The organism is Agarivorans litoreus, from assembly GCF_019649015.1.
In the GTDB taxonomy this organism is placed as follows: domain Bacteria; phylum Pseudomonadota; class Gammaproteobacteria; order Enterobacterales; family Celerinatantimonadaceae; genus Agarivorans; species Agarivorans litoreus.
Map to the genome: position 1 here is coordinate 168594 of NZ_BLPI01000001.1, position 21637 is coordinate 190230.

Sequence of the window (21637 nt, forward strand, 5' to 3'; positions counted from 1 at the left end):
GCGCTTTTTTTAATTGGTTACCTAGTGAGAACAACTACATCAAATGATGGTTGGTACCTAATTCAGTCGCAACGCAGCGAAAAGTGTGTTGATTTAAACAATGGCTCAATGCCCGATGGAGCAACGGTTCATCAGTGGACGTGCATGCCCAATAATCAGAATCAACATTGGAAGATTAACCCCAATGCAACAATAATTTTGAGTTAATCGCAAGGAAAGTAACAAATGCCTAGACGCAGAGGGCAAATCAACGTTTAACGGAACTCGTTTATTACTATGGGCTTGTTACAGCGGCGACAATCAACTGTTCACTTTTAAGTAGGTACTAAACGCGTAATTCGAGAGATTTTTACAACTACTTTAATCAGCTTTATGGTAGGCAGATATAATCGTTGTATTTGCTACAGAGCCAACAAAACTTTGCTATTTAGTAAGCCACAAATATGTAATACAAATTCGCTAGTTTGATGTAAAATCTAGTTTTATCTTAGTAGTATTCAAGATGCCTCGCTTATCACCCGTTACACTGCTCACGCTGTTAGGCGTGTTTTTGGTGGCCCTTAATTTAAGAGCACCGTTCACCAGCCTAGCCCCAGTGCTAGAGCAAATTATGGAAAGCCTTTCACTGTCTGCTGCTCAGGCAGGATTCGTGACTGCGCTTCCGTTAATTTCCTTAGCGGTGTTTTCATCCTTAGCGCCTAAACTGGCACAAAACCTTGGCTTAGAAAAAGCTTTGGTAATTTCGCTTTTTTGCGTGGCGTTTGGTGTCGCGGTTCGCTCAATGGGTTTAGTTTCGCCTTTATATTTGGGCACCGTAGTAATGGGCGCAGGCATCGCTTTTGGTAATGTATTATTGCCAGCGGTAGTTAAAAAGCTCTTCCCAGAACGCATTTCTGAGGTTTCATCGCTGTACATTTTTGTAATGGGTGTAGGTTCAACCTTAGCAGCTAGTGTGATGGTGCCCCTGTCGCAACAAGCGCCAGAACAGCTATTTGGTTGGCAATTTGCGCTAGCCTTTAACCTTATCTTTCCCTTAGCCGCCCTACTATTCTGGCTACCAAAACTTACAACAAAATCGAGACAGCAGCACCAAGCAGAGCAACATAGCGAATCAGTGTCCATCACTTCATTGCTGCGTTTACCAGTAGCTTGGTTTGTTACCTTAGCACTTGGCATTAACTCTTTTACCTTTTACGCCTTTGCCGGATGGCTGCCTAAAATACTGAACGATGTTGGCTACAGTGAATTAGATGCTGGTTACATATATGGATTTTTGCAGTTTTCTACCATGGTGCCAGGCCTAGTACTTATGCCCATTTTGGCCAAACTAAGAAACCATACCTTGCTTATAACACTGTGTGCATCTAGCGTAGTATTTAGTTTGCTGGGGATGATATTAGCGCCCAATTTAGCCATATTATGGGTAGGATTATTTGGCCTAAGCAACTGCGCTACGTTTATTGTAGCGCTAAGTTTTATTGGCCATAAAACAACAAATACTCAACAAGCAGCCGCGTTATCGGGCATGTCACAAAGCTTTGGTTATGCCTTGGCGGCAACTGGGCCTTCGCTTATAGGTTTTATCCATACCTCAACGGGGACTTGGAGCTTACCGCTCTTAATCATTGCTTTGTTTGGTGTGGCTTGTACGGTATTCTGCGCGCTAGCGGCAAAAGGTAAACGACTACACATCAAAAGAAACAGCTAGTTACCCCAAGCTTCGCTAAAGATTCAAACAGCTAGTATTGCGGTTACTAGCTGATTATCGTTACAACATAGCAACATCGGTTGCTAAGCTTATTTTCCACAAATCTGCTTATGTGGGAAGCTAGTCGTCTTCAACCGCTTTAAACTTCACAATTATTTCTGCCACTAGCTCTTCTGGAAACAAAGACTTCGACAAATACTGTCGACCGCCTGTTTTAGCCACCAAAATAATGCCAAGCTCTGTTTCAATTACCGTCTCTACATTGTCCCAAGCTAGGCTGGTTTTGGTGTATGGATTTTGTGTCTCTATGCCTTCATTGTTAATGCTAAGTTTTATCTCACTATTAGCGCTGCGCCCCCACATTTGTCGGGTTAGCCACCACGCTCGTTTAAAGCGAATATGAATTAACTCTAATACCGCTAAACCAATTAGCATGCTACCCGCTACTTTGGGCTGCTCGGTAAACATCAACAGTGCTAAGCCTACTAATAGCAATAAGGCAGGAAACCACTTCTTTATAGCGGACTTCTTTTCAAAGGGCGATGTTTGATCAAAACATTCGGCGAGGTATTGGCGTGACAGCGTAAACTGCGTTTTAAAAGCTTGCATAACAACACTTAATAATTGGGAGGAGGAATAACACCAAGGCGACTATAGGCCTATCAGGTGTTGGCTTATCAAAATAGCCTAGCTAAAAATCAACTTGAGCATTTTACTTAAGTTAACTGTAAAGCTGTAGTAAAAGCTTAGTTTTCGAGTGCTGCGAATAGCGCTTGTACATCGCTGACAGCAACCGGCCTAACTACTCGTGCCACTTCCTTACCCGACTCAAGCAATATAAGTGTTGGCCAAAGCTTAACCTTAAATGCTCGTCCTAAGCGCTTACCTTTGCCGTCAAACACCTTAATGTGTGGCAAATTTTTAGAAGATAACACCGACTCAACCGCACTGGCAGCAGCTTTACAATGGCCACACCAAGGCGCACCAAACTCTAATACTGCATATCCACTTAATGCTGCTAAATCCTCGCTGCTAGGCGCTTCTTCTTGGTACTCTGGGTTAAAACCCATCGTGCTTGCTTTCATCGTTGTTCCTCCAAATCGCCTAAGCTTACTCACTAGTTTAAGCTCATATAACCACGTAAAAATCTACATTACATCAACACTAAAGCATAAATAGATAAGCCGCGCTCATTACACAGCACATAGAAAGGCAAACCTTTGCATATCTTTACATTAGTTTACCTAAACAGAAACCTAAACAACGTAAAATAGCTATTCATTTTTAAGCTCGATGGACTCCCATGTACTTACGTTATGTTTTACCGCCAGTTCTCATTATTTGCATGATCGCTCTAATAGTGATCAATCAGCAGTCTACAAATGGCAATCCAGCGCGTAGCCTTGCCCCCACTTTGGTAACAACAGAGCAAGTGCAACAACATAGCCTAGCTCAAAACCTGAGCTTAATTGGCACCCTAGATGCCGAACAGTCGGTGGCTATTGCTGCAGAAGTCAGCGGCAAGATTAATCAAATCAATGTGCGCTCTAATCAACGAGTTCAGGCAGGCGACGTGTTAGTTAAGCTAAACGACTTAAAAGCCAGTGCAGCATTGGCCGAAGCAAGAGCCTACTTGGCCGACGAGCAACGCAAACTGTATGAATTTGAACAACTGTTAAAACGTAAGGCTGTTTCGCAAACCAGTTTTGACGCGCAACTGGCCAGCGTAACTATTGCTAAAGCACGATTACAGTCAGCGCAATCAGAGTTTGATGATCACACCCTTACTGCGCCTTTTACTGGGGTTACTGGTTTAATCAACATCAGTAACGGTGAACTGATTAACGCAAATCAATCGCTACTCAGCTTAGACAACCTATCAAGCCTGCAACTCGACCTAAATGTGCCCGACCAATATTTGTCTCTATTATCTAAAGGCATGCCTATACAAGCCACAACCCCCGCTTGGCCGCAGCAGATCTTTGAAGGCACCATCGACGCCATAGACCCGCGAGTAGACAGCAATACCCTTAACCTCACTGTGCGAGTTAACTTCGACAACACCAGTAAACAATTAAAACCGGGCATGATGATGCGCGCTAAGCTCACCCTGCCTGCAGCCACTCAAGCAATGATCCCAGTGCAGGCTATTGAATACTCTGGCACCAAAAGATTTGTATATGTGGTTGGAGAAAATAATATTGCTCATCGCACCGAAGTTCAGCTAGGTGCACGTATTAATAACTACGTACTAATCGACCAAGGTTTAGCATTAAACGACAATATCGTAGTACAAGGCCTGGTGAATATTCGCGACGGCGCTCGGATTAAACAAGTTGACACCAAAGTCGCTAAATCTAAACAACTCGCCGATGAAAAAGCCACTCAGGAGCCAATTTAATGCTGCTGTCTGACATTTCGGTAAAACGCCCTGTTGTTGCCATTGTATTAAGCTTGTTGCTGTGTGTTTTTGGTATTGCTTCGTTTAGCCAATTGGCTGTGCGAGAAATGCCAGATGTAGAAAACCCAGTGGTTACCATTAGCACCCGCTACGAAGGCGTGTCTGCCACCATTATCGACAGCCAAATAACCTCGGTAATTGAAGACCAATTATCGGGCATTAGTGGTATTGATCAAATTGATTCCGTGTCTCGAAATGGTATGTCGCGAGTAACCGTAACCTTTTTACTCGGGTGGCCCATAACCTAAGGTGTGAGCGATGTGCGTGACGCAGTGGAGCGAGCGAAGCGTAGTTTGCCCGATGATATTACTGATCCAGTGGTGTCTAAAGATAACGGCAGCGGCGAAGCCTCTATCTATATCAACCTAAACTCCAATAAGATGGATCGCACCGAGCTAACCGACTACGCAGAGCGCGTATTGGTAGATCGTTTTAATCTTATTAGCGGAGTAAGCTCGGTAGAACTGACCGGTGCATTGTACAAAGTAATGTATGTAAAACTCGACCCCACCTTAATGGCCGGTCGATAAGTTACTCCTAGCGACATTGTTACTGCATTAAAAAGTGAAAACCTCGAATTGCCCGGCGGTGAAATAAGAAACGATACCACGGTAATGTCGGTACGCACCGAGCGACTCTATGCCGAGCCTGAAGATTTTGACTACCTGCGAATTCGAACCAGTGAAGACGGCACTCACGTTTATCTAAAAGATGTGGCCAACGTATTTGTTGGTGCCAAGAACGAAAACTCAACCTTTAAAAGTGATGGCATCTTAAACCTAAGCCTAGGCATTGTTACGCAATTAGATGCTAACCCTCTTAATGTAGCCACTATGGTTGCAAACGAGGTTGAGCGTTTACAACGTTTCGTACCCGAGGGCACCGAGTTAAAAGTAGATTACGATGCCACGGTATTTATCGACCAAGCCATCGACGAGGTTTACCAAACCTTAATGATCACCGGTGGCCTAGTAGTGTTAGTGCTATATATTTTCCTAGGCCAAGCGCGAGTAACCATTATTCCTGCGATTACCGTACCGGTATCGCTAATTGCCACCTTTATCGCCGCACAAAGCTTCGGCTTTTCCATCAACCTAATTACTTTAATGGCGCTTATTCTTGCTATTGGTTTAGTGGTGGATGATGCAATTGTGGTAGTAGAAAATATTTACCACCACATCGAGCAAGGCACCCCGCCCTTGTTGGCAGCTTATCGCGGTACCCGTGAAGTTGGTTTTGCCGTTATTGCAACCACTTTGGTTTTAGTTATGGTGTTTTTGCCCATTGCCTACATGGACGGCATGGTAGGTAAGATGTTTACCGAGTTTTCGGTATTGTTATCGGTAGCCGTTATTTTCTCCTCGTTTATTGCACTAACTCTTACCCCTGTGCTCAGCAGTAAACTGTTGCGTCACAATGCTAAACCTAGTCGTATAAGCAAAATGATGGACGCAGCGTTCGCAAAATTGATCCCTGCTTATCAAACTCTGCTAAACAAAATTATTGCTACTCGCACAGCTGGGCCTACCGCCATTGTATTATGTGTGCTGGGCAGTGTTGCGTTTATGCAAGCTATCCCTTCGCAACTAGCGCCGGTTGAAGACAGAGGTGTGGTATTCATCATGATCAAGGGTGCCGAAGGTACTAGCTACGACCGTATGACCACCAACATGGACCAAGTAGAGCAGCAAATTATGCCCTTGGTTGGCAATGGCGTGATTAAGTCATTCAACATGCAAACGCCAGCCTTTGGTGGCCGCGCTGGCGACAACACCGCCTTTATCATTGTTCAACTAGAAGACTGGGCAGAACGCGAACAAAACGCTGGCGACGTGGTTAACCTGCTGCGTAAAACACTGTCTAACATCGCCGACATTTCTATTCGACCTATGCAGCCAGGTTTTAGAGGAAAATCAAACGATCCTATTCAGTTTGTATTGGCGGGTTCAAGCTTTGAGGAGCTAAACCATTGGGGCCAAGTAGTTATGCAAGCCGCCGAAGCACATCCTGCGATTAGTACGGTAGATATTAACTATTCTGAAAAAACCCCAGAGCTTATTGTAAAAATTGACCGCCAACGCGCCGCCGAGTTAGGCGTAAGTGTGAGCGACATTTCCGACACATTAGAGGTAATGTTAGGAGGTCGCAGCGAAACAACCTTTGTAGACAGAGGCGAAGAGTACGACGTTTACCTGCGCGGAGGCGAAGAAGGCTTTAACAGCGCCAGCGATTTAAGCAAAATTTACCTACGTGCAGCAAACGGTAGTTTGGTAACGCTAGATAGCGTAACCCAACTAGAAGAAATAGCCTCTGCCAGCCGACTAAGCCGCTTAGACAAACAGCGAGCGGTGACTGTTTCGGGTACGCTTAATCAAGGCCACACTCTGGGCGAAGCACTAGACTACCTAGAACAGTTCGCCATTGAGCAGCTGCCTAGCGACATTTCCATTGCCTACAGTGGAGAATCCAAAGACTATAAAGAAAATCAAAGCAGTACCTTTATTATTTTCTGCTTAGCCATATTAGTTGCCTATTTAGTGCTTGCCGCCCAATTTGAAAGCTTTATCAACCCAATGGTGGTAATGCTTACCGTACCGATGGGAATATTTGGTGGCCTAGCAGGCATGTATTTAATGGGCGAAAGCCTCAATATTTACAGCCAAATAGCCATGATCATGCTTATTGGTATGGTAACCAAAAATGGCATTCTCATTGTTGAGTACGCCAACCAACTTCGTGACCGAGGTATTGAGTTTAACCAAGCAATTGTGCAAGCAGCATCAAGGCGCTTACGCCCAATTACCATGACAGCCTTTACCACGGTAGCTGGTGCAATCCCCTTAATTGTCTCTACTGGAGCGGGAGCAGAAAGCCGTATCTCAGTAGGTACAGTGGTATTGTTCGGAATGGCCTTTGCCTCGATTGTAAGCTTACTGGTGATACCGGCAATGTATCAGCTATTAGCACGCTCAACCCACTCTCCAGGCCATGTTGGCGAGCAACTTAATCAGCAAATCGCTGCCGACAAACAAGCCACTAAGGTTTAAGGTTTAAGCCCTAAAGACTAACAGGCCAAAGCAAACTTGCTTTGGCCTGTTAGTCGACAGCAGTTAGTCTATCTAAAGCAATATCATGCTTTACAGGGTGATCTATGCACCAAATATCATGATTATTTTGCCCAATTTAAAAGGTTAATCTTCAGGATCAAAATCATCGTCTTCAGCTTGCTTAGTTACCGCTTCCTTGAGGTCACCTATAGTGCCATGCTTACGCATAGCATCGGGCAGACCTACAGGCTCTTTTATAATATCGGGAAGCGGAGAAACATAAGTAAAGCCCTGTGTACGTTTGTCAAAGTCTGCCTTCATATCTTCACGTAACGCTTCATCAGTCAGAATATCAGCACCAGTAAGCGCTAACACTTGAGCAGCTGTCATAGCGGCCTTATAACCAATACTCGTTCCATGAGAGGCGGTGGCCATCCAAGTATGAACACTAATACCTTCGGGTATGCTCGGCATAACAACCCCCATGGTTGGTACAATCCAACTAATATCACCCACATCTGTGCTCCCACCCACTTTGGGCTCGTTGGGAAGAGGAAGGACCGATGTTGTCATACCGGTGGGTGTAACGCCCGCTACAGTCTGAATCGCTTTTGCAAAGTCTTGCTCTTCCTTTGTGAATTTTGGAACACCAACCAATTCAAAGTGCTTTTGCACTCTTTCAGCCATCGGTGTATTTGGTAACAAGTCATACATACCGTAATAATCCACCGCTAATGCTTTGGTTTGGGTCATAAGAGCTGCCCCCTCTGCCATTTCCTTAATCCAAGCTACTCCAGCATCAACATCGGCACGGGATGCCTCACGGAAAGTCAATTTAACTGATGCCTTTTCTGGAACAATATTAGGCGAGATTCCTCCATTTGTTATCACATAGTGTATCCGAGCCGTTGGTTTAACATGCTCGCGCATGCTATTCACACCATGAAGAAAAAGTTCAACAGCATCCAAGGCACTGCGCCCCAACCAAGGACTTTGTCCTGCATGTGCAGTTACACCGGTGAACTCTATATACATCTGGCTTTGGGCTGTAGTCGCGATGTTCGCAACCATGGCAACGTCCAGCGGGTGTGAGTGCAACATAGCGTCAAGATCATTGAAAACGCCTTCGCGAGCCATATAAACTTTTGCCCCCTCGGTTTCCTCAGCCGCCCCGCCATAAACACGCAAAGTCCCCTTAATCCCTTTCTCCTGCATGATATTTTTTAACGACAAGGCTGCACCAAGAGCACTTGCACCTATCAGATTATGACCACAAGCATGCCCTGCGGTAATACCATCATTTCGCGGTTGTTTCATTGCTACGGGTTGGTTCCCTAACCCCGGAAGTGCATCGTACTCCATCATGATTCCCAACTTCGGCTCCCCGGAGCCGTACTCGGCTATGAATGCTGTGGGTACGTTTCCTGTACCTTCACTTGTGATCTTAAAACCGTGTTTTTCCAGCTCACTTTTCAAGTAAGCTGAAGAACTCTCTTCAAACAATGAAATCTCGGACAGATCCCAAAGTTTTTGAGCCGCTTTTTCTATCGTCGGTTTCATCTCCTCAACAGCTTCTAGCACCTGTTCAGATGGTAGCGCAGCCATCGCCGAGTTAGCCAACAGTGCACATAGTGCATGTCCCAATAGTAAAGTAGATCGTATTTTCATGGTTTATCCTTCCTTCACTTCGATGTGAAACGCCCTGTGCGGAGCCGCATGCAGGGTGTTGTGGGGGCTGGAGGCTAGATACCTCCGGCTGCCCGATTACATGTTTTACTCAATTAATGGTACCCAGCTACCGGAAACTAGCGTTTCTAGTTTGCCCCATTGTGGATTACCAGTGTTTCTACCAACCACTCTTACAGGATTAATTCTATCGTGTTGGCAGAACTCCATTGGGTCAGAAATCTCTTGCCAATCACTGGCTTTAACTCCGTAATCTTCTTCCGCTATTTCATAGACAATTTCAGCTGTATCTTGCAGATAGTCAGCTGTAGCTGATGAATCAACTTCCTTGTTGTACTCGAAGAGATAAACGCCATCTTCACACTCGTAGAGCATAATACGTTTCACTTCTTCGTTGCCTGATACTTTTGCAATTTTTCTCATACTGGTGACATGTAACGCCTCAATCAGCCGGCGCGTTAGCAGTCGGCTGGATTGAATTGTTATGACTTGATTCGGAATTAAACTCAATTTTCTCAGGAACCATCGCGAACTTATTATGCGATAGTTTCATAATGTATATATCTATATTTTTTGCTCGTGCAATCTCAATAATCTGTTTTCTATTTTCATCGGATATCTTTGAGCCTAAATACAAAGCCTTTGGCTTTGGAGCTGCATAATTTAATGATGGATCGGAAGGGCTAAACGGTAAAATCAACCTCCATTCATGCTCATAACTCCAATCTTTGGCTTTGTGAATAGAGGCAATAATGCCAAATAAATTATTGAACCCACCAGATTCTTTCTGCTCATTAAAGAATGCTGTTGCATCGAATAAATTATCGTCATATAAAACCGGCCAAATACATCTTGAGCGTATATCTGAAATTCCAAGCTCAGGAAAATCATACTCCATTACGAATCCTGTATGGTTTTCACTATAGTGAGACCACATTAACATTGAATCTACACGCTCACTAAATGAACATATTTTATACCCTTGCTTTATAGCGTCATTAAAGCGTTCATTCATTTCAATAATTTGATTGGCCGTAAATTCATTTAACACCTCATAAAGCTTCTCTGCCATATCTGGTTCTATAGATGTATCTGTATGATTAGCAGCTATATCTATGAGTGATTTTAGAGGGTTAGTAGATGTAGTTACTCGATCTATGTCTTTCTGGTTGAATATGCTTTCATCAGATTCATTTATAGAGTTCTGGCTAAAATCAAAACATAGTGAAGAATCATAAGGGTCATTGAAGTCTGCTGCGTTGGAGCACCAAACAGTATCCTCCATCAGATTGTTTAGGGCGAAATCGTTTACTGCCCTGTATTTGTATAGCTTATTAGGGATATATTTTTGCTTTAGCTCTATTGCAGCATTTACATCCAAATCTTGTTGTCGATGACTAAAAAATAACTTTTTAAGATCCACTATCCAATCTGAATTCATTGCTCACCTATAGAGTCATAACGCCGTGCACAACTGCGAAGGCACTTGGCGATTTTTGTGCGTGTTTTTGCACAAAAAGTGCCGAGTGCCTGAGTCGGTTGCTGCACTTTGTTAAGGTGCTGGAACTTGACGACCCACAGGGTTGTGCTTTTTAAAATTTCTAATGTAACCGCTAAATCGAACCATTGTTGCCCAGCTTTAAAAAGCCGTAACAAAAGCAACCGTAAATAATAAATTTAGCACCAAACTTGATAGAGCCGTATTTGAAGTGGCTTTATACCTAACCGCAGCAAGGAAACCACAAAACAAACGACTACAAAATAACTTACCCAAACCGAAAGCGCTGCGCTACTGCTTTTAACGTGAAAGAGCATGATGCTACTGACACAACAAACGACTGATACTTTTTAACGAGCCTAAGAACTAAACCGCAGCGAATTGGCCGAAAATGCTAAAAAATGATTGAGATAAAAAATTACCCCACAAACCGCTGCGCCACGAAACCAAACGACCAATTATTACTTTCAGACTCAACGAAGCCGACCAGCCGATAGCACTTTAACGCCAATGCACAGCGGCGAGGTACGAGTCCAAGGCCCACCCGAGCTTGCGAGGGAGTCTTTGGGCCTGCGCTGCTGCTAATTGTTATGGCAACGCACTTTGTGATGGATTGATATTGCTTTAACCACCACGAAAAGTGTTGCCCAGATTGCCAGTAAAATACCCACTGACAGCTAATTTAACGAGCCACTTTAAAAGTGGCAACCAATATTACCGCAGCCTTTGCCGCGATACTTAAACCTGCGAAATTGTTGCAGATTTAAAGCAGCATAAAACCAGCAGCTTTGATAAAACTAAAACAATTTTGCTAGTTTGTGGCTGCAACTGAAAGCACTTAACTAAACGAACTACCTTACTTAGCAGACCACATTTTTTAACTTACCGGAATAATGGCTGCGCCCCATTCCGATTAAAATCAAAAGGCCATAACATCTTATTAAAAGGAAAAATTCCTTGTTTAAACAAGGAATTTTTCCTTTTATCACACATTTATTGCAATGAAGATTATCACTAAAACCTATTCAATTCAGCAAACTAGCCAACACATTGATAAAAAACTCATGGCGAAAGTATGCAAGCAGTTGGGGAAAGAAGGAAAGTAAAAAGCACTGGGTGAATAGCCAGTGCTTTTTTTGGTTGAGCGTTTTAACTACTGCTTATTACAAGCTAGCCATGTACGCTCGCCAGCCGCCAAATTCGCTAACATCTTTGGCCGTTGTCGTTGCGTAGCCTTCACAAATAAAGCTATTTACCCAGCTTCCATCGGCTAACTCAATTTTGCCTAAGCCTAGCGGGTGCGGAATGCCTTGCAGAAAGCTGCCTAGGTGTTGTTTAGGTAAGCGCCATACTTCTACCTCTATCGCAACGCCATGTTCTTCATCGCGAATCATACCGGGGCGCGCGGGCGGACCACCAGCTAAAGCATATAACTTGTAGGCGCTGGCGCTTTGGGTAGCGTTAACTAATTGCCCTGCTCGCTCGGTAAGCTGAAAATTAAGGGGCAAACCTGACAAGTGAGCACCACACACTGCCAGCTCCATGTAATCATCTTCAATGCTCGCTGGGGTTTGCGGTGCCGGTAAGGCTTGTTTGCTTGCACCTAGGTTAAAGCCATTATCTTGTTGGACAAGCGCAGCCATGCTAAGGATCTTTCTATCACAATATGCATCACTAAACAGGGTAATGCCAAAGCTTTGAGTATTACCTTGCTGGTTTTGATAAAAGCCTGCTGGTACCGATATCGCGCTGTAGTCCAGCAAGTTCATGAAGTTGGTGTAGTAGCCCATATTGGAGTTAAGTTGAATGGGATCTTCTTGTAATTGGGCAATGCTATAACTACTGCCCGCTGTTGGGGTAACAATTGCGTCTACTTGTTTAACTAGCTTGTCACAGACCACTTTATAGGCTTGCAGTTGATAAAAGGCCTTAAAGGCGTCTACCGCATTATGTTTGGTAGCGCCGCCAATAATGGTTTGAATAACCGGTAAACATTGGCTTGGATCTTTTTCAAAAAACTCTTGAATAGCGGCATAGCGCTCGGCCACCCATGGACCTTCATAAAGCAATTTAGCGGCTGCTAGGAATGGTTCAAAATCAATCTCTACTAACTCTGCGCCTAAACGCTGTAGCTGTTTGAGGCTTTGCCCAAACAACTTTTCTGTTTCTGGGTTATCGAAGAACGAAAGGTTGCTTGCTTTGGGTACACCTATTTTGAGTGAAGTTAACTCCTGCAAAGGCTGATAGTACTGGCTTTGATTAGCTTTTTGGTTTGGCCTTGCGTAGCAATCATCGGCGTCGTACTGGCCAGCTACGTCCAGCAGCAAGTTTAAATCATCACTGGTATGGGCAAACAAGGTGACACAATCTAGGCTTTTACAAGCAGGCACTACGCCGCTGCAACTAAGCAAACCTTTGGTGGCTTTTAAGCCAAGAATATTATTAAGCGCTGCCGGCACCCGACCAGAGCCTGCGGTATCAGTACCCAAAGAGAAACACACTTGGCCCAAAGCAACACTTACCGCACTGCCTGAGCTAGAGCCACCAGAAATCATGCTTGGATCAAAACTGTTTTTTACTGCTCCCCAAGGGCTGCGAGTACCCACTAAACCGGTAGCAAATTGGTCTAAGTTGGTTTTTCCCAAAGGCACTGCGCCAGCTGCAATAAGTTGTTTCACCACAAAGGCGCTGTCACTGGGTTGGTAGCTGTATTCCTTACAGCCTGCGGTAGTTGGCAAGGCTGCTAAATCAATATTATCTTTAATCGCAAATGGCACGCCATATAAAGGTAGCTCGGCAATATCTTGCTGCTCTAGCGCGGCCAAATAGTCGGCTAATTGTTGCTCACTTATGGTAGATATCCAGCAGTTGTTAATATCGCTTTTCACTGCTGCTAACTGCTGCTCTAAATATTGCTTAGCGCTAAACTGTTTGCTTAGATAAGCTTCGCGCAACTGCGAAATAGTGTAGGTAGTTGTTGTCATGTTATTCGGTCTCCATAACCATTAGGCGCTGCCCTGCGTGAACTTGGGAACCTTGAATTTGGTTCAACTGTTTTATTACTCCGTTTGAAGGCGCAGTCACTTCTAGCTCCATTTTCATTGCTTCTAACACTGCCACCACCTGCCCAGATTTAACGCTTTGCCCCGGCTCTACCATTACTTGCCAAAGGTTGCCGGCTACGTGGCTTTCTATCGCCAGTTCTGAGTCTGCTAAAGCATCTTCGGTAGCGCTTTGTTGGCTTTGTTCTTCTACCGAGAAGTGAGCTTGGCCGCTTTCTTCCCAGCGTTGGCGCTCTGCTTCAAAGGCTTGTTGTTGCTTAAGCTTAAAAGTTTGAATGCTCTCTTGTTGCTCGTCTAACAGTGCTTGATAGCCTTTTAAGCTGAACTCGGTTTGCTCAATTTTTAGAGGGTAATCTCCACGTGGGAAATCTTTGCGAATTTGCTTAAGCTCATCCGCACTCACTGGGTAAAATTTAATTTGATCAAAAAAGCGCAATAACCAAGGTTTAGTAAATTCAGTAGTGCTGCGATAGCGATTCCACATCTGCAAAGTGCGGCCAACAAACTGATAACCACCCGGCCCTTCCATGCCATAAACACATAAATAAGCGCCGCCAATGCCAACAGCATTCTCTGGTGTCCAAGTACGTGCAGGGTTGTATTTAGTGGTGACTAAACGATGGCGAGGATCGATAGGTGTAGCAACCGGTGCGCCTAAGTACACATCGCCTAAGCCCATCACTAAGTAATTAGCGTTAAACACTATGTCTTTCACTTGTTCAACGGTGTCTAGGCCGTTAATGCGGCGAATAAACTCGATGTTATCGGGGCACCATGGCGCATCTTTGCGCACAACGTCGTTATACTTTTGAATGGCTAAACGAGTGGCTTCGTCGTCCCAAGATAACGGTAGATGCACGACTCGTGCTGGCACACTAAGTTGGTCAATATCACCAAGGCTTGCTTCTGCTTGCTCTAGTATTGCCAATAAACGCTCTAGCGGTAGCTCTAGGTTGTTGTAGTGAACCTGCAGTGAACGAATACCCGGCGTAAGCTCTTCAATGCCTGCAATATTTTGCGTTTGCAAGTTAAGCATTAAGGCATGCACTCTAAAGCGCAGCGCAATGTCTAAACGCTGCGGACCATACTCAATTAACAAATAGTCTTCACCCGCTGGGCGATATACCACCTTTTCGCCATAAACATCACTGGCTAAAGTTTTTACAATTGGCGTGGTAATGGGCGCAGCGCTAATTTCGCTATTGTAGGCGTTGCCTTGCGCTAAGCTTGCTAATTGCTCTCGCTCTGCCTGCTCTGCTTGCTTAATGCTTACTGGAATAAAGTTAATTTCATCGCCCGCTTTAAGCTGTCCCATTTTCCATAGGTCGGCTTTAATAATGGTTGCCGGGCAAACAAAGCCGCCTAAGCTTGGGCCATCTGGGCCAAGGATCACTGGCATATCGCCAGTAAAATCGATACTGCCTACAGCGTAAGCGTTATCGTGAATGTTAGATGGGTGCAAACCCGCTTCGCCGCCATCACTTCGCGCCCACTCAGGCTTTGGCCCAATAAGGCGCACGCCGGTTCGGCTAGAATTGAAATGCACTTTCCAAGTTGCTGCAAAAAACTGTTCAATGTCTTGGTCGGTAAAAAAGTCTGGCGCACCATGCGGGCCGTAAATAACGTGAATATTCCACTGTTGAGTAATTTGCGGCTTATGCTGTAACTCTCGGCCTAGCAGGAAATCGTCAATGGCTTTGACTTGTTTTGCCTCTGGCAGTTGCAATACATCTCCTGTACGCAGCGCACGCCCAGCGTGGCCACCAAACTGACCTAAAGTGAAGGTAGATTTACTGCCTAAATACTCAGGACATTGAATGCCGCCACCTACCGCTAAATAGGCGCGAGCACCAGCATCGCTCACTTTGCCTAATGCTAAGCTTTGGCCAGCGCTTACTTTAAATACTTGCCACATCGCGCGGCTTTGGCCATCTAAGCTAATCTCTATATCTGCGCCACCCACTGCTACCAAGCTGTCTTGATTAAACTTTAGCGTTGGCCCTTGCAGGGTAATCTCTAAACCAGCGGCATCACTTGGATTACCTAATAACTGATTAAGTAACTGAAAGCTTTGTGCATCCATAGGCCCAGAAGGAGGAACGCCAATATCCCAGTAGCCCTTTCGTGCCGGGTAATCTTGAATAGTAGTTTGTGTGCCAGCGCTTAGTACATCCATAGTGCTTGGGCGGTAAGCAAAACTGTTTAAGCTTGAAGTAAGCAAGGTGCCTTGCTCTAAGGCAGGTAAAGTTAGCAACTGTTTAAGGTAAGCTAAGTTGTGCTCGATACCATACACTTGGCAAGCCTGTAACGCCTTGGCTAAACCGGCGATGGCAGAGTCTCTATCTGCTGCGTGGTATTGCACTTTAGCCAGCATCGGGTCGAAAAACGGAGAGACTTCTACCCCACTTTCTATCCAATGGTCGATGCGTAGTTGCTCAGCTGTTGGCAAACCCAGTTCTGCTTTAGTTGGCCATGCAACATGGCTAAGTAAACCCGCGTTTGGTTGGAAATCTTTGTTAGGATCTTCTGCATATAAACGGACTTGAATAGCGTGACCAGAGGCCTGTAAATTGCTGGCTTTATCTGCCAATGAATAAGCTTGTTTAACAAATTGCGCATAACCCAGCTCTACCATCCATTGCACTAAATCGACGCCAAACACCATCTCGGTTACGCCGTGTTCCACCTGTAAACGGGTATTCACTTCTAAAAAGTAAAAAGCTTGGCTTTGCTGATCAAATACAAACTCTACGGTGCCTGCACTGCGGTAATTAACACTTTCGGTAAGCTGCTTAGCGGTTTGTTGTAATTGCTGACGAATAACTGGGCTTAAGTTGGGTGCTGGGGTTTCTTCAATCACCTTTTGATTGCGGCGCTGCGCTGAACAATCACGCTCGCCTAAGGTTAATACCTCACCAGCACCGTTACCAAATACTTGTACTTCAATATGGCGAGCTTGGGTAATAAACTTCTCAAGAAATAAACCCGCATTACTAAAGTTGTTTTCGCTAAGGCGTTTTACGCTATCAAAGGCTTGGCTTAATTGCTCTGCGGTGTCGCAACGTTGCATACCAATACCGCCACCACCAGCAGTGCTCTTTAGCATAACCGGGTAACCCAGCTGTTCGGCGCAGATTAATGCTTGTTGTTGATCTTCTAATAGTCCGCTGCCCGGTAATAAAGGCACTTGTGCTTGTTCGGCTAATTCGCGAGCACAATGTTTAAGGCCAAAGGCATTCATCTGTTCTGCCGTGGGGCCTAAAAATACTAAACCTTGTTGCTCACAACGTTTGGCAAAGTCTTGGTTTTCACTTAAAAAACCATAACCAGGATGAATGGCTTGCGCGCCAGTTTGTTTGGCAATAGCAAATATTTTGTCGATGTTTAGGTAAGTTTGACTGGCTGAACCTTCACCCAAGCTATAAGCTTCGCTGGCTTGGCTAATGTGCAGGCTGTCTGCGTCGGCGTCGCTGTAAATAGCCACGCTGGCAATGTTCATTTTGTTAAGGGTTCGAATGATCCGGCAAGCTATCGCGCCACGGTTGGCTATCAATACTTTATCGAACATAGTGTCACCTGAGAGCTGCGGGTCGTCCCGGCTAATAACAAGGCGTGTTTAGGGTCGTCCCTAGCCTTAATCTAAAGAGTTATTACTTGTGCTTAAGCTGCATCCCAAATCAACATTTCTACTGGGGTTGGGTTGTAGCCATTACAAGGGTTGTTTAACTGCGGGCAGTTAGACATTAGAACAATCACGTCCATCTCGGCGCGCATTTCTACATATTTTCCAGCACCGCTAATGCCATCTTCAAAGGTTAAACCACCGGCTGCGGTAATTGGCACGTTCATAAAAAAGTTAATGTTGTGGGTAATATCGCGCTTGGTTAAGCCGTACTGTTCGTTCTCAGCTACCGCCAACAACCAACTATCGCGACAAGCGTGCATGCATTTTTTATCCAATGAATAACGCACTGTGTTACTTTCGGTGGCACAGGCGCCGCCTAAGGTATCGTGGCGACCACAGGTATCGGCAGTAATGGTGAGCATTACGCGACCTAAATTGGATAACAGCTTTGTGCCAGCGGTTAAGTAAACATTGCCTTGTTCACGAATGGTATCCATGGCGCTGTATCGCTCGCTGGGATCGGCTGCACTGTAAAACAAAGTGTCTGCTGCTTGGTTACCTTCTAAGTCTAAAATTCGCAGCGTTTGACCGGCTTTTAGCTCCCGCATGTAGTAGTCTCCAGCTGGAACCACTTCTCGCTGGCTGGCTTGTTCTGCTTGTAAATCACTTTCTTTGATCATGAATATTATTCCTTGTTTAGCGCTTACAACTAAGCTTCACAACAAGTGCTAGCTTGGCTAACACAACGGTAGCGTTCGGTATTTTCGAAGCCACGACCATTCTCTGGTCTAAAGTTTCGGCAGTAGTCGTCTTCGCTCACCGGATCAGCTTCCAGCATCGCAACTTCAACACCATGGTTGGGGTATTCACTAGCAGGGTTCATTGGATGTGGGCAAGTTGTCATCAGCACTAAAGTGTCCATTTCAAAACGCAGTTCGATAACATCTCCCGCTTTACTGGCGTTTTGCTCAAACTGTAAGTTGCCTTCTGCATCGGCGGCAACTTTACTAAATAGGTTAATGTTAGCTGCCATGTCACGCTTGCCTAAACCATATTTAGCTAATTCAACCAGCATGGCGTCGTAGCCATTTTGTAACCACAAATTACCTTGAGTTTGATAGCTACGCTCTCCCCATTTCTCGGCGACCTTTTGTTTGTTCGCTAAGCCTCCTACGCTGTCTATCCAGCCGGTATCGTCACGGGTAATCGAGCAGAACACCCGCCCCATATCGGAATACAAACAATTACCTTTGGTTAGTTTAAAGGTGTGCTGACATTTAAGGGTATCGGGCGCGTTATAACGCTCTAACAAATCCTTTGGGTTATAAAACAGTAGGCTCACGTTAGAAGCCCCTTCTGGGTTGGTAAAACGCAAGGTTTTACCTGCAGGTACAGTTACCGACCAATGCGCGGCACCGTTTATCACTTCTTGGTAAATAGGTTCTTGGGAAATAGTAGAGTTCATAGATTGTCCTTATTAGGCCACCGACTTATCAATAATCGGCTTCATCTCTTCACTAAAACGAGCAGCATCGCTGTCTTTGCTAATAGGAATATCGAAGGTGACTTGCGCGCCAAAGCGCTCGGGATGCTGCGCATCATGACGATGCTTGTCAAACACCCATAGGCGGTTGCCTAAGCTAAAACCTTCGGAGAGATCGTGGGTAATCATAAATATGGTAAGTTTGTGCTCTTGCCACAACTGATGAACTAGCTTGTGCATGTCTTTACGAATGCCGGGGTCAAGCGCGCCAAAAGGTTCGTCTAGTAACAATATCTTTGGCTTTTTCATCAAGGCTTGAGCAATTGCCAAGCGTTGCTGCATACCCCCAGACATCTCTGTTGGGTATTTATGCGCGGCTTCTGTTAAACCTACTTTGTCTAACATTGCCATTGCTTGGCTGTATGCCTGTTGTTTTGCTTTACCAAATAGACTCGCAAGCACTGGTGCTTTAGCAAATACATCACTTAGCATAACGTTTTGCACTGCTGTTAAGTGGGGAAACACCGAGTACTTTTGAAACACAATGCCACGCTCTGGCCCTGGTTCATTAGGTAAAGGTTCGCCATTTAACAAAAGCTTGCCACGGCTGGCAGTTTCGTTTCCTAATAGCAAATTTAGAAAGGTAGATTTGCCACAGCCAGATGCGCCTACAATGCTAACAAACTCGCCTTCTTCAACACTTAGGTTTAAGCGCTCTAGCACAACGTTGTCGCCGTACTCTTTCCAAACGTCTATGGCTTGAATGATTGGAGTGCTCATTATGCGTCTCCTTGTGTTTTGTGATACCAAGAAAAAGCATGCACCGACAACTTGCGCAGCAGCCAATCCATTACAAAGGCCAGCACACTAATCCACAGCACGTAAGGCAAAATTACGTCCATCGCTAAGTAACGGCGAATAAGGAAGATGCGATAACCCAAGCCCTCTGTGGCAGCAATTGCCTCAGCTGCAATCAAAAATAGCCAAGCACTGCCCAAAGTTAAACGAACCGCTTCGATTAGCTTTGGCAGAATTTGCGGAATAACGACCGCAATTATGGTTTGCCAGCTAGACGCACCTAAAGTTTGCGCTTTTAATATCTGTTCATTAGGCAGCGCATCGGTGCGCAGCTGCAGGTCTCTAATCATAATTGGGCAGATCCCAATGATGATCAGCATTACTTTAGATAACTCTCCCAAGCCAAACACAATGAACAAGATAGGCAAAATTGCCATGGGTGGAATGAGCGAGATGGCAGTAACCAATGGCGATAAAGGTGCACGTACAAATGGCACCATGCCATTAGCAACTCCCACCATTAAGGCCACTAAGGCGCTAATTCCTACCCCAAGCGCCAAGCGAGTTAAACTAGCAAGCGTATCTGCCAGCATTAAGTACTCGCCGCTGCGTTTGCTAGGCTCAAACGCCATGCGGTTAATTGCTTCCACAAAACTCGACATAGCAGGCAATAACTTATCGTTTGGATTGTCTGCTAAGCGCGCCTGTGATGCAGCCATGTATAAAGCAATTAGCAGCAAAAACGGTAGTAGGCCCAACATCAGCCGCACGAAGCGGCTAGGTTTTTTATTAATTATGCGAGTCATAGGCAGAGCCTTATAGTTTGCCTTCGGCAGCCATATCCATGTACTCGGCTGTAAAGCGAAGTTTTACGTTACTTGAATCGCCATAAACACCTGATGGAGTTTCGATACCGATAAAGCTAGCATCTGGTGCACCTTCACCTAACAAACCGTGATGGTGCGAAAACTCGGCTACTTTAGCCATGGTGCTTTTTAAAGTTGCGCTATTGGTAAAATCAACAGCTTCTTGAGGTTGGTAGAACATTTTAGTAGACGCTAATTGCGCATCATAACCGGCCAAATCGGTACCTGATGCTTCAGCCATAAATGCACGAGCTTTCATTGCTGCTTCATCATCACCTGACATCGTGGTCATAATCTCGTACCACGCGCCAGTTAAAGCTTTACCTAGCTTAGGATCTTGCTTAAGCGTATCGGTGTTCACTACTAGCAAGTCGATGATCTCACCTGGGATCTTAGATGAGTCGAACACCATGTTGGTATCTGGCATTGCCACAATTTCGCTTAGTAGCGGATTCCAAGTAGTAACAGCTGTTACATCTTTGGTAGTGAATGCAGCAACTAAATCGGCGTCGGAGGTGTTTTCAACTTTGATATCACGCTCTTTTAAGTCTACTGACTCTAAGGCGCGAGCTAACAAATAATGCGAAACACTTAACTCTACCAAGTTAACTTTTTCGCCTTTTATGTCAGCAAGGCTTTTATCACCTTTAAGTACTACACCGTCGTTACCATTTGAGAAGTCGCCAACAATTAACGCAGTTGAATCCACGCCACTGGCAGCAGGAATAGTTAGTGCGTCCATGTTGGTCATAACTGTGGCATCAAAGCCACCGGCGGTGTATTGGTTAATTGATTCGATGTAGTCGTTCACCTGCACAACTTCGATATTGATATCGTATTTGTCGGCCCACTTATCAACAATGCCTGAGGCTGCACCATAGTCCCACGGCATCCAACCAACATAGATAGTCCAAGCGAGTTTATAAGTAGGTTTATCGGCGGCTTGCGCAGATACAACACTAAGCGCACTTGCGCTAACGATGGTGGCTGCTACTGCCAGGGTACGGAGTGGAGATTTAATTAGGTTTATCATGGTCACCTCAATGTGGTTATGCACTTTAAAATAAAAACATGAGAGACGTATTTATTGTCATCTCCCGGGCTTTTATCCCTCCGTGTAACCTCTATGAGGTTGACAACTCTCGGTCCAGACACTGCATTGCAGCCGGAACCCTAGATGTCTATTGCAAATTTTAAGCGGCTCTTGATGAGGCAGAGCCATACATCTCTCATGTCGCAAAAAGTAAATTGCAATGGCTATGCCAAACTAGCATTACCCCATTTTAGGTACTTTGTACAAATAGATTGAGAATGCGGCGCACCATCTTGGCGCATAAAGATAATAGGCGCACCAAACTGGCAGAAGAAGCAGTAGATTGATAAACCCAGTTGTGAAAACCAAA

15 protein-coding genes, 2 pseudogenes and 1 riboswitch are annotated in these 21637 nt (G+C 45.0%); of the genes and pseudogenes, 5 read left to right on the forward strand and 12 right to left on the reverse strand.

Going from position 1 to position 21637, the window contains the following annotated elements; translation table 11 throughout:
- Positions 1–24: 24 nt before the first annotated feature.
- From K5L93_RS20255 to K5L93_RS00805, 3 genes and pseudogenes are all read left to right on the forward strand, one after another.
- A complete protein-coding gene (locus tag K5L93_RS20255; protein WP_220718056.1) occupies positions 25–207 on the forward strand; it encodes an RICIN domain-containing protein in 183 nt (60 codons plus the stop codon).
- A gap of 16 nt (positions 208–223) precedes the next feature.
- Positions 224–322, forward strand: a pseudogene (locus K5L93_RS20260) (hypothetical protein); the annotation flags it as partial.
- A gap of 180 nt (positions 323–502) precedes the next feature.
- Positions 503–1708, forward strand: coding sequence for an MFS transporter (locus tag K5L93_RS00805; protein ID WP_220718057.1), 1206 nt, complete (start codon positions 503–505; stop codon positions 1706–1708).
- Positions 1709–1828: 120 nt separating this feature from the next.
- On the opposite strand, the gene K5L93_RS00810 is transcribed toward K5L93_RS00805, so the two are convergent.
- Both K5L93_RS00810 and K5L93_RS00815 read right to left on the reverse strand, forming a co-directional pair.
- On the reverse strand, positions 1829–2317 hold the full coding sequence (locus tag K5L93_RS00810; RefSeq protein ID WP_220718058.1) for a YcxB family protein: 489 nt from the start codon (positions 2315–2317) through the stop codon (positions 1829–1831).
- 137 nt (positions 2318–2454) lie between these two features.
- Positions 2455–2793 (reverse strand): thioredoxin family protein, encoded by a 339-nt coding sequence (locus K5L93_RS00815; protein WP_220718059.1) that lies wholly within the window; start codon positions 2791–2793, stop codon positions 2455–2457.
- 218 nt (positions 2794–3011) lie between these two features.
- Here K5L93_RS00815 and K5L93_RS00820 point away from each other — a divergent pair, with 218 nt between their 5' ends.
- Both K5L93_RS00820 and K5L93_RS00825 read left to right on the forward strand, forming a co-directional pair.
- The gene (locus K5L93_RS00820; protein ID WP_220718060.1) at positions 3012–4109 is read left to right on the forward strand and encodes an efflux RND transporter periplasmic adaptor subunit; all 1098 of its coding nucleotides are present in this window, start codon (positions 3012–3014) and stop codon (positions 4107–4109) included.
- Positions 4109–7216, forward strand: a pseudogene (locus K5L93_RS00825) (efflux RND transporter permease subunit). The gene K5L93_RS00820 and the pseudogene K5L93_RS00825 overlap by 1 nt, the downstream one beginning before the upstream one ends.
- A 144-nt stretch (positions 7217–7360) precedes the next feature.
- Here the strand turns inward: K5L93_RS00825 and K5L93_RS00830 are convergent.
- The 10 genes from K5L93_RS00830 to K5L93_RS00875 form a co-directional block, all read right to left on the reverse strand.
- Complete coding sequence (locus K5L93_RS00830; RefSeq protein ID WP_220718061.1) at positions 7361–8884, reverse strand: amidohydrolase; 1524 nt, start codon at positions 8882–8884, stop codon at positions 7361–7363.
- A gap of 105 nt (positions 8885–8989) precedes the next feature.
- Entirely contained in the window at positions 8990–9325 is a 336-nt protein-coding gene (locus K5L93_RS00835; RefSeq protein ID WP_220718062.1) for a hypothetical protein, read from the reverse strand.
- 19 nt (positions 9326–9344) lie between these two features.
- The gene (locus tag K5L93_RS00840) at positions 9345–10343 is read right to left on the reverse strand and encodes a DUF2971 domain-containing protein (RefSeq protein ID WP_220718063.1); all 999 of its coding nucleotides are present in this window, start codon (positions 10341–10343) and stop codon (positions 9345–9347) included.
- Between the two features lie 1220 nt (positions 10344–11563).
- Positions 11564–13384, reverse strand: coding sequence for an allophanate hydrolase (gene atzF, locus K5L93_RS00845; protein ID WP_220718064.1), 1821 nt, complete (start codon positions 13382–13384; stop codon positions 11564–11566).
- Position 13385: 1 nt separating this feature from the next.
- The gene (gene uca / locus K5L93_RS00850) at positions 13386–17030 is read right to left on the reverse strand and encodes an urea carboxylase (protein WP_220718065.1); all 3645 of its coding nucleotides are present in this window, start codon (positions 17028–17030) and stop codon (positions 13386–13388) included.
- A 92-nt stretch (positions 17031–17122) separates the two neighbouring features.
- Positions 17123–17767 (reverse strand): urea amidolyase associated protein UAAP2, encoded by a 645-nt coding sequence (locus K5L93_RS00855; protein WP_220718066.1) that lies wholly within the window; start codon positions 17765–17767, stop codon positions 17123–17125.
- A 29-nt stretch (positions 17768–17796) separates the two neighbouring features.
- A complete protein-coding gene (locus tag K5L93_RS00860) occupies positions 17797–18552 on the reverse strand; it encodes an urea amidolyase associated protein UAAP1 (protein WP_220718067.1) in 756 nt (251 codons plus the stop codon).
- A 12-nt stretch (positions 18553–18564) separates the two neighbouring features.
- On the reverse strand, positions 18565–19350 hold the full coding sequence (locus tag K5L93_RS00865) for an ABC transporter ATP-binding protein (RefSeq protein ID WP_016403083.1): 786 nt from the start codon (positions 19348–19350) through the stop codon (positions 18565–18567).
- Positions 19350–20174: an ABC transporter permease gene (locus K5L93_RS00870; protein ID WP_040307480.1), complete on the reverse strand. Its 825-nt coding sequence runs from the start codon at positions 20172–20174 to the stop codon at positions 19350–19352. Before K5L93_RS00870 ends, K5L93_RS00865 begins: the two co-directional genes overlap by 1 nt.
- Before the next feature lie 10 nt (positions 20175–20184).
- Positions 20185–21267, reverse strand: a complete 1083-nt coding sequence (locus K5L93_RS00875) for a putative urea ABC transporter substrate-binding protein (RefSeq protein WP_220718068.1) — start codon at positions 21265–21267, stop codon at positions 20185–20187.
- 59 nt (positions 21268–21326) lie between these two features.
- Positions 21327–21422, reverse strand: a riboswitch (guanidine-I (ykkC/yxkD leader).
- Between the last annotated feature and the right edge of the window lie 215 nt (positions 21423–21637).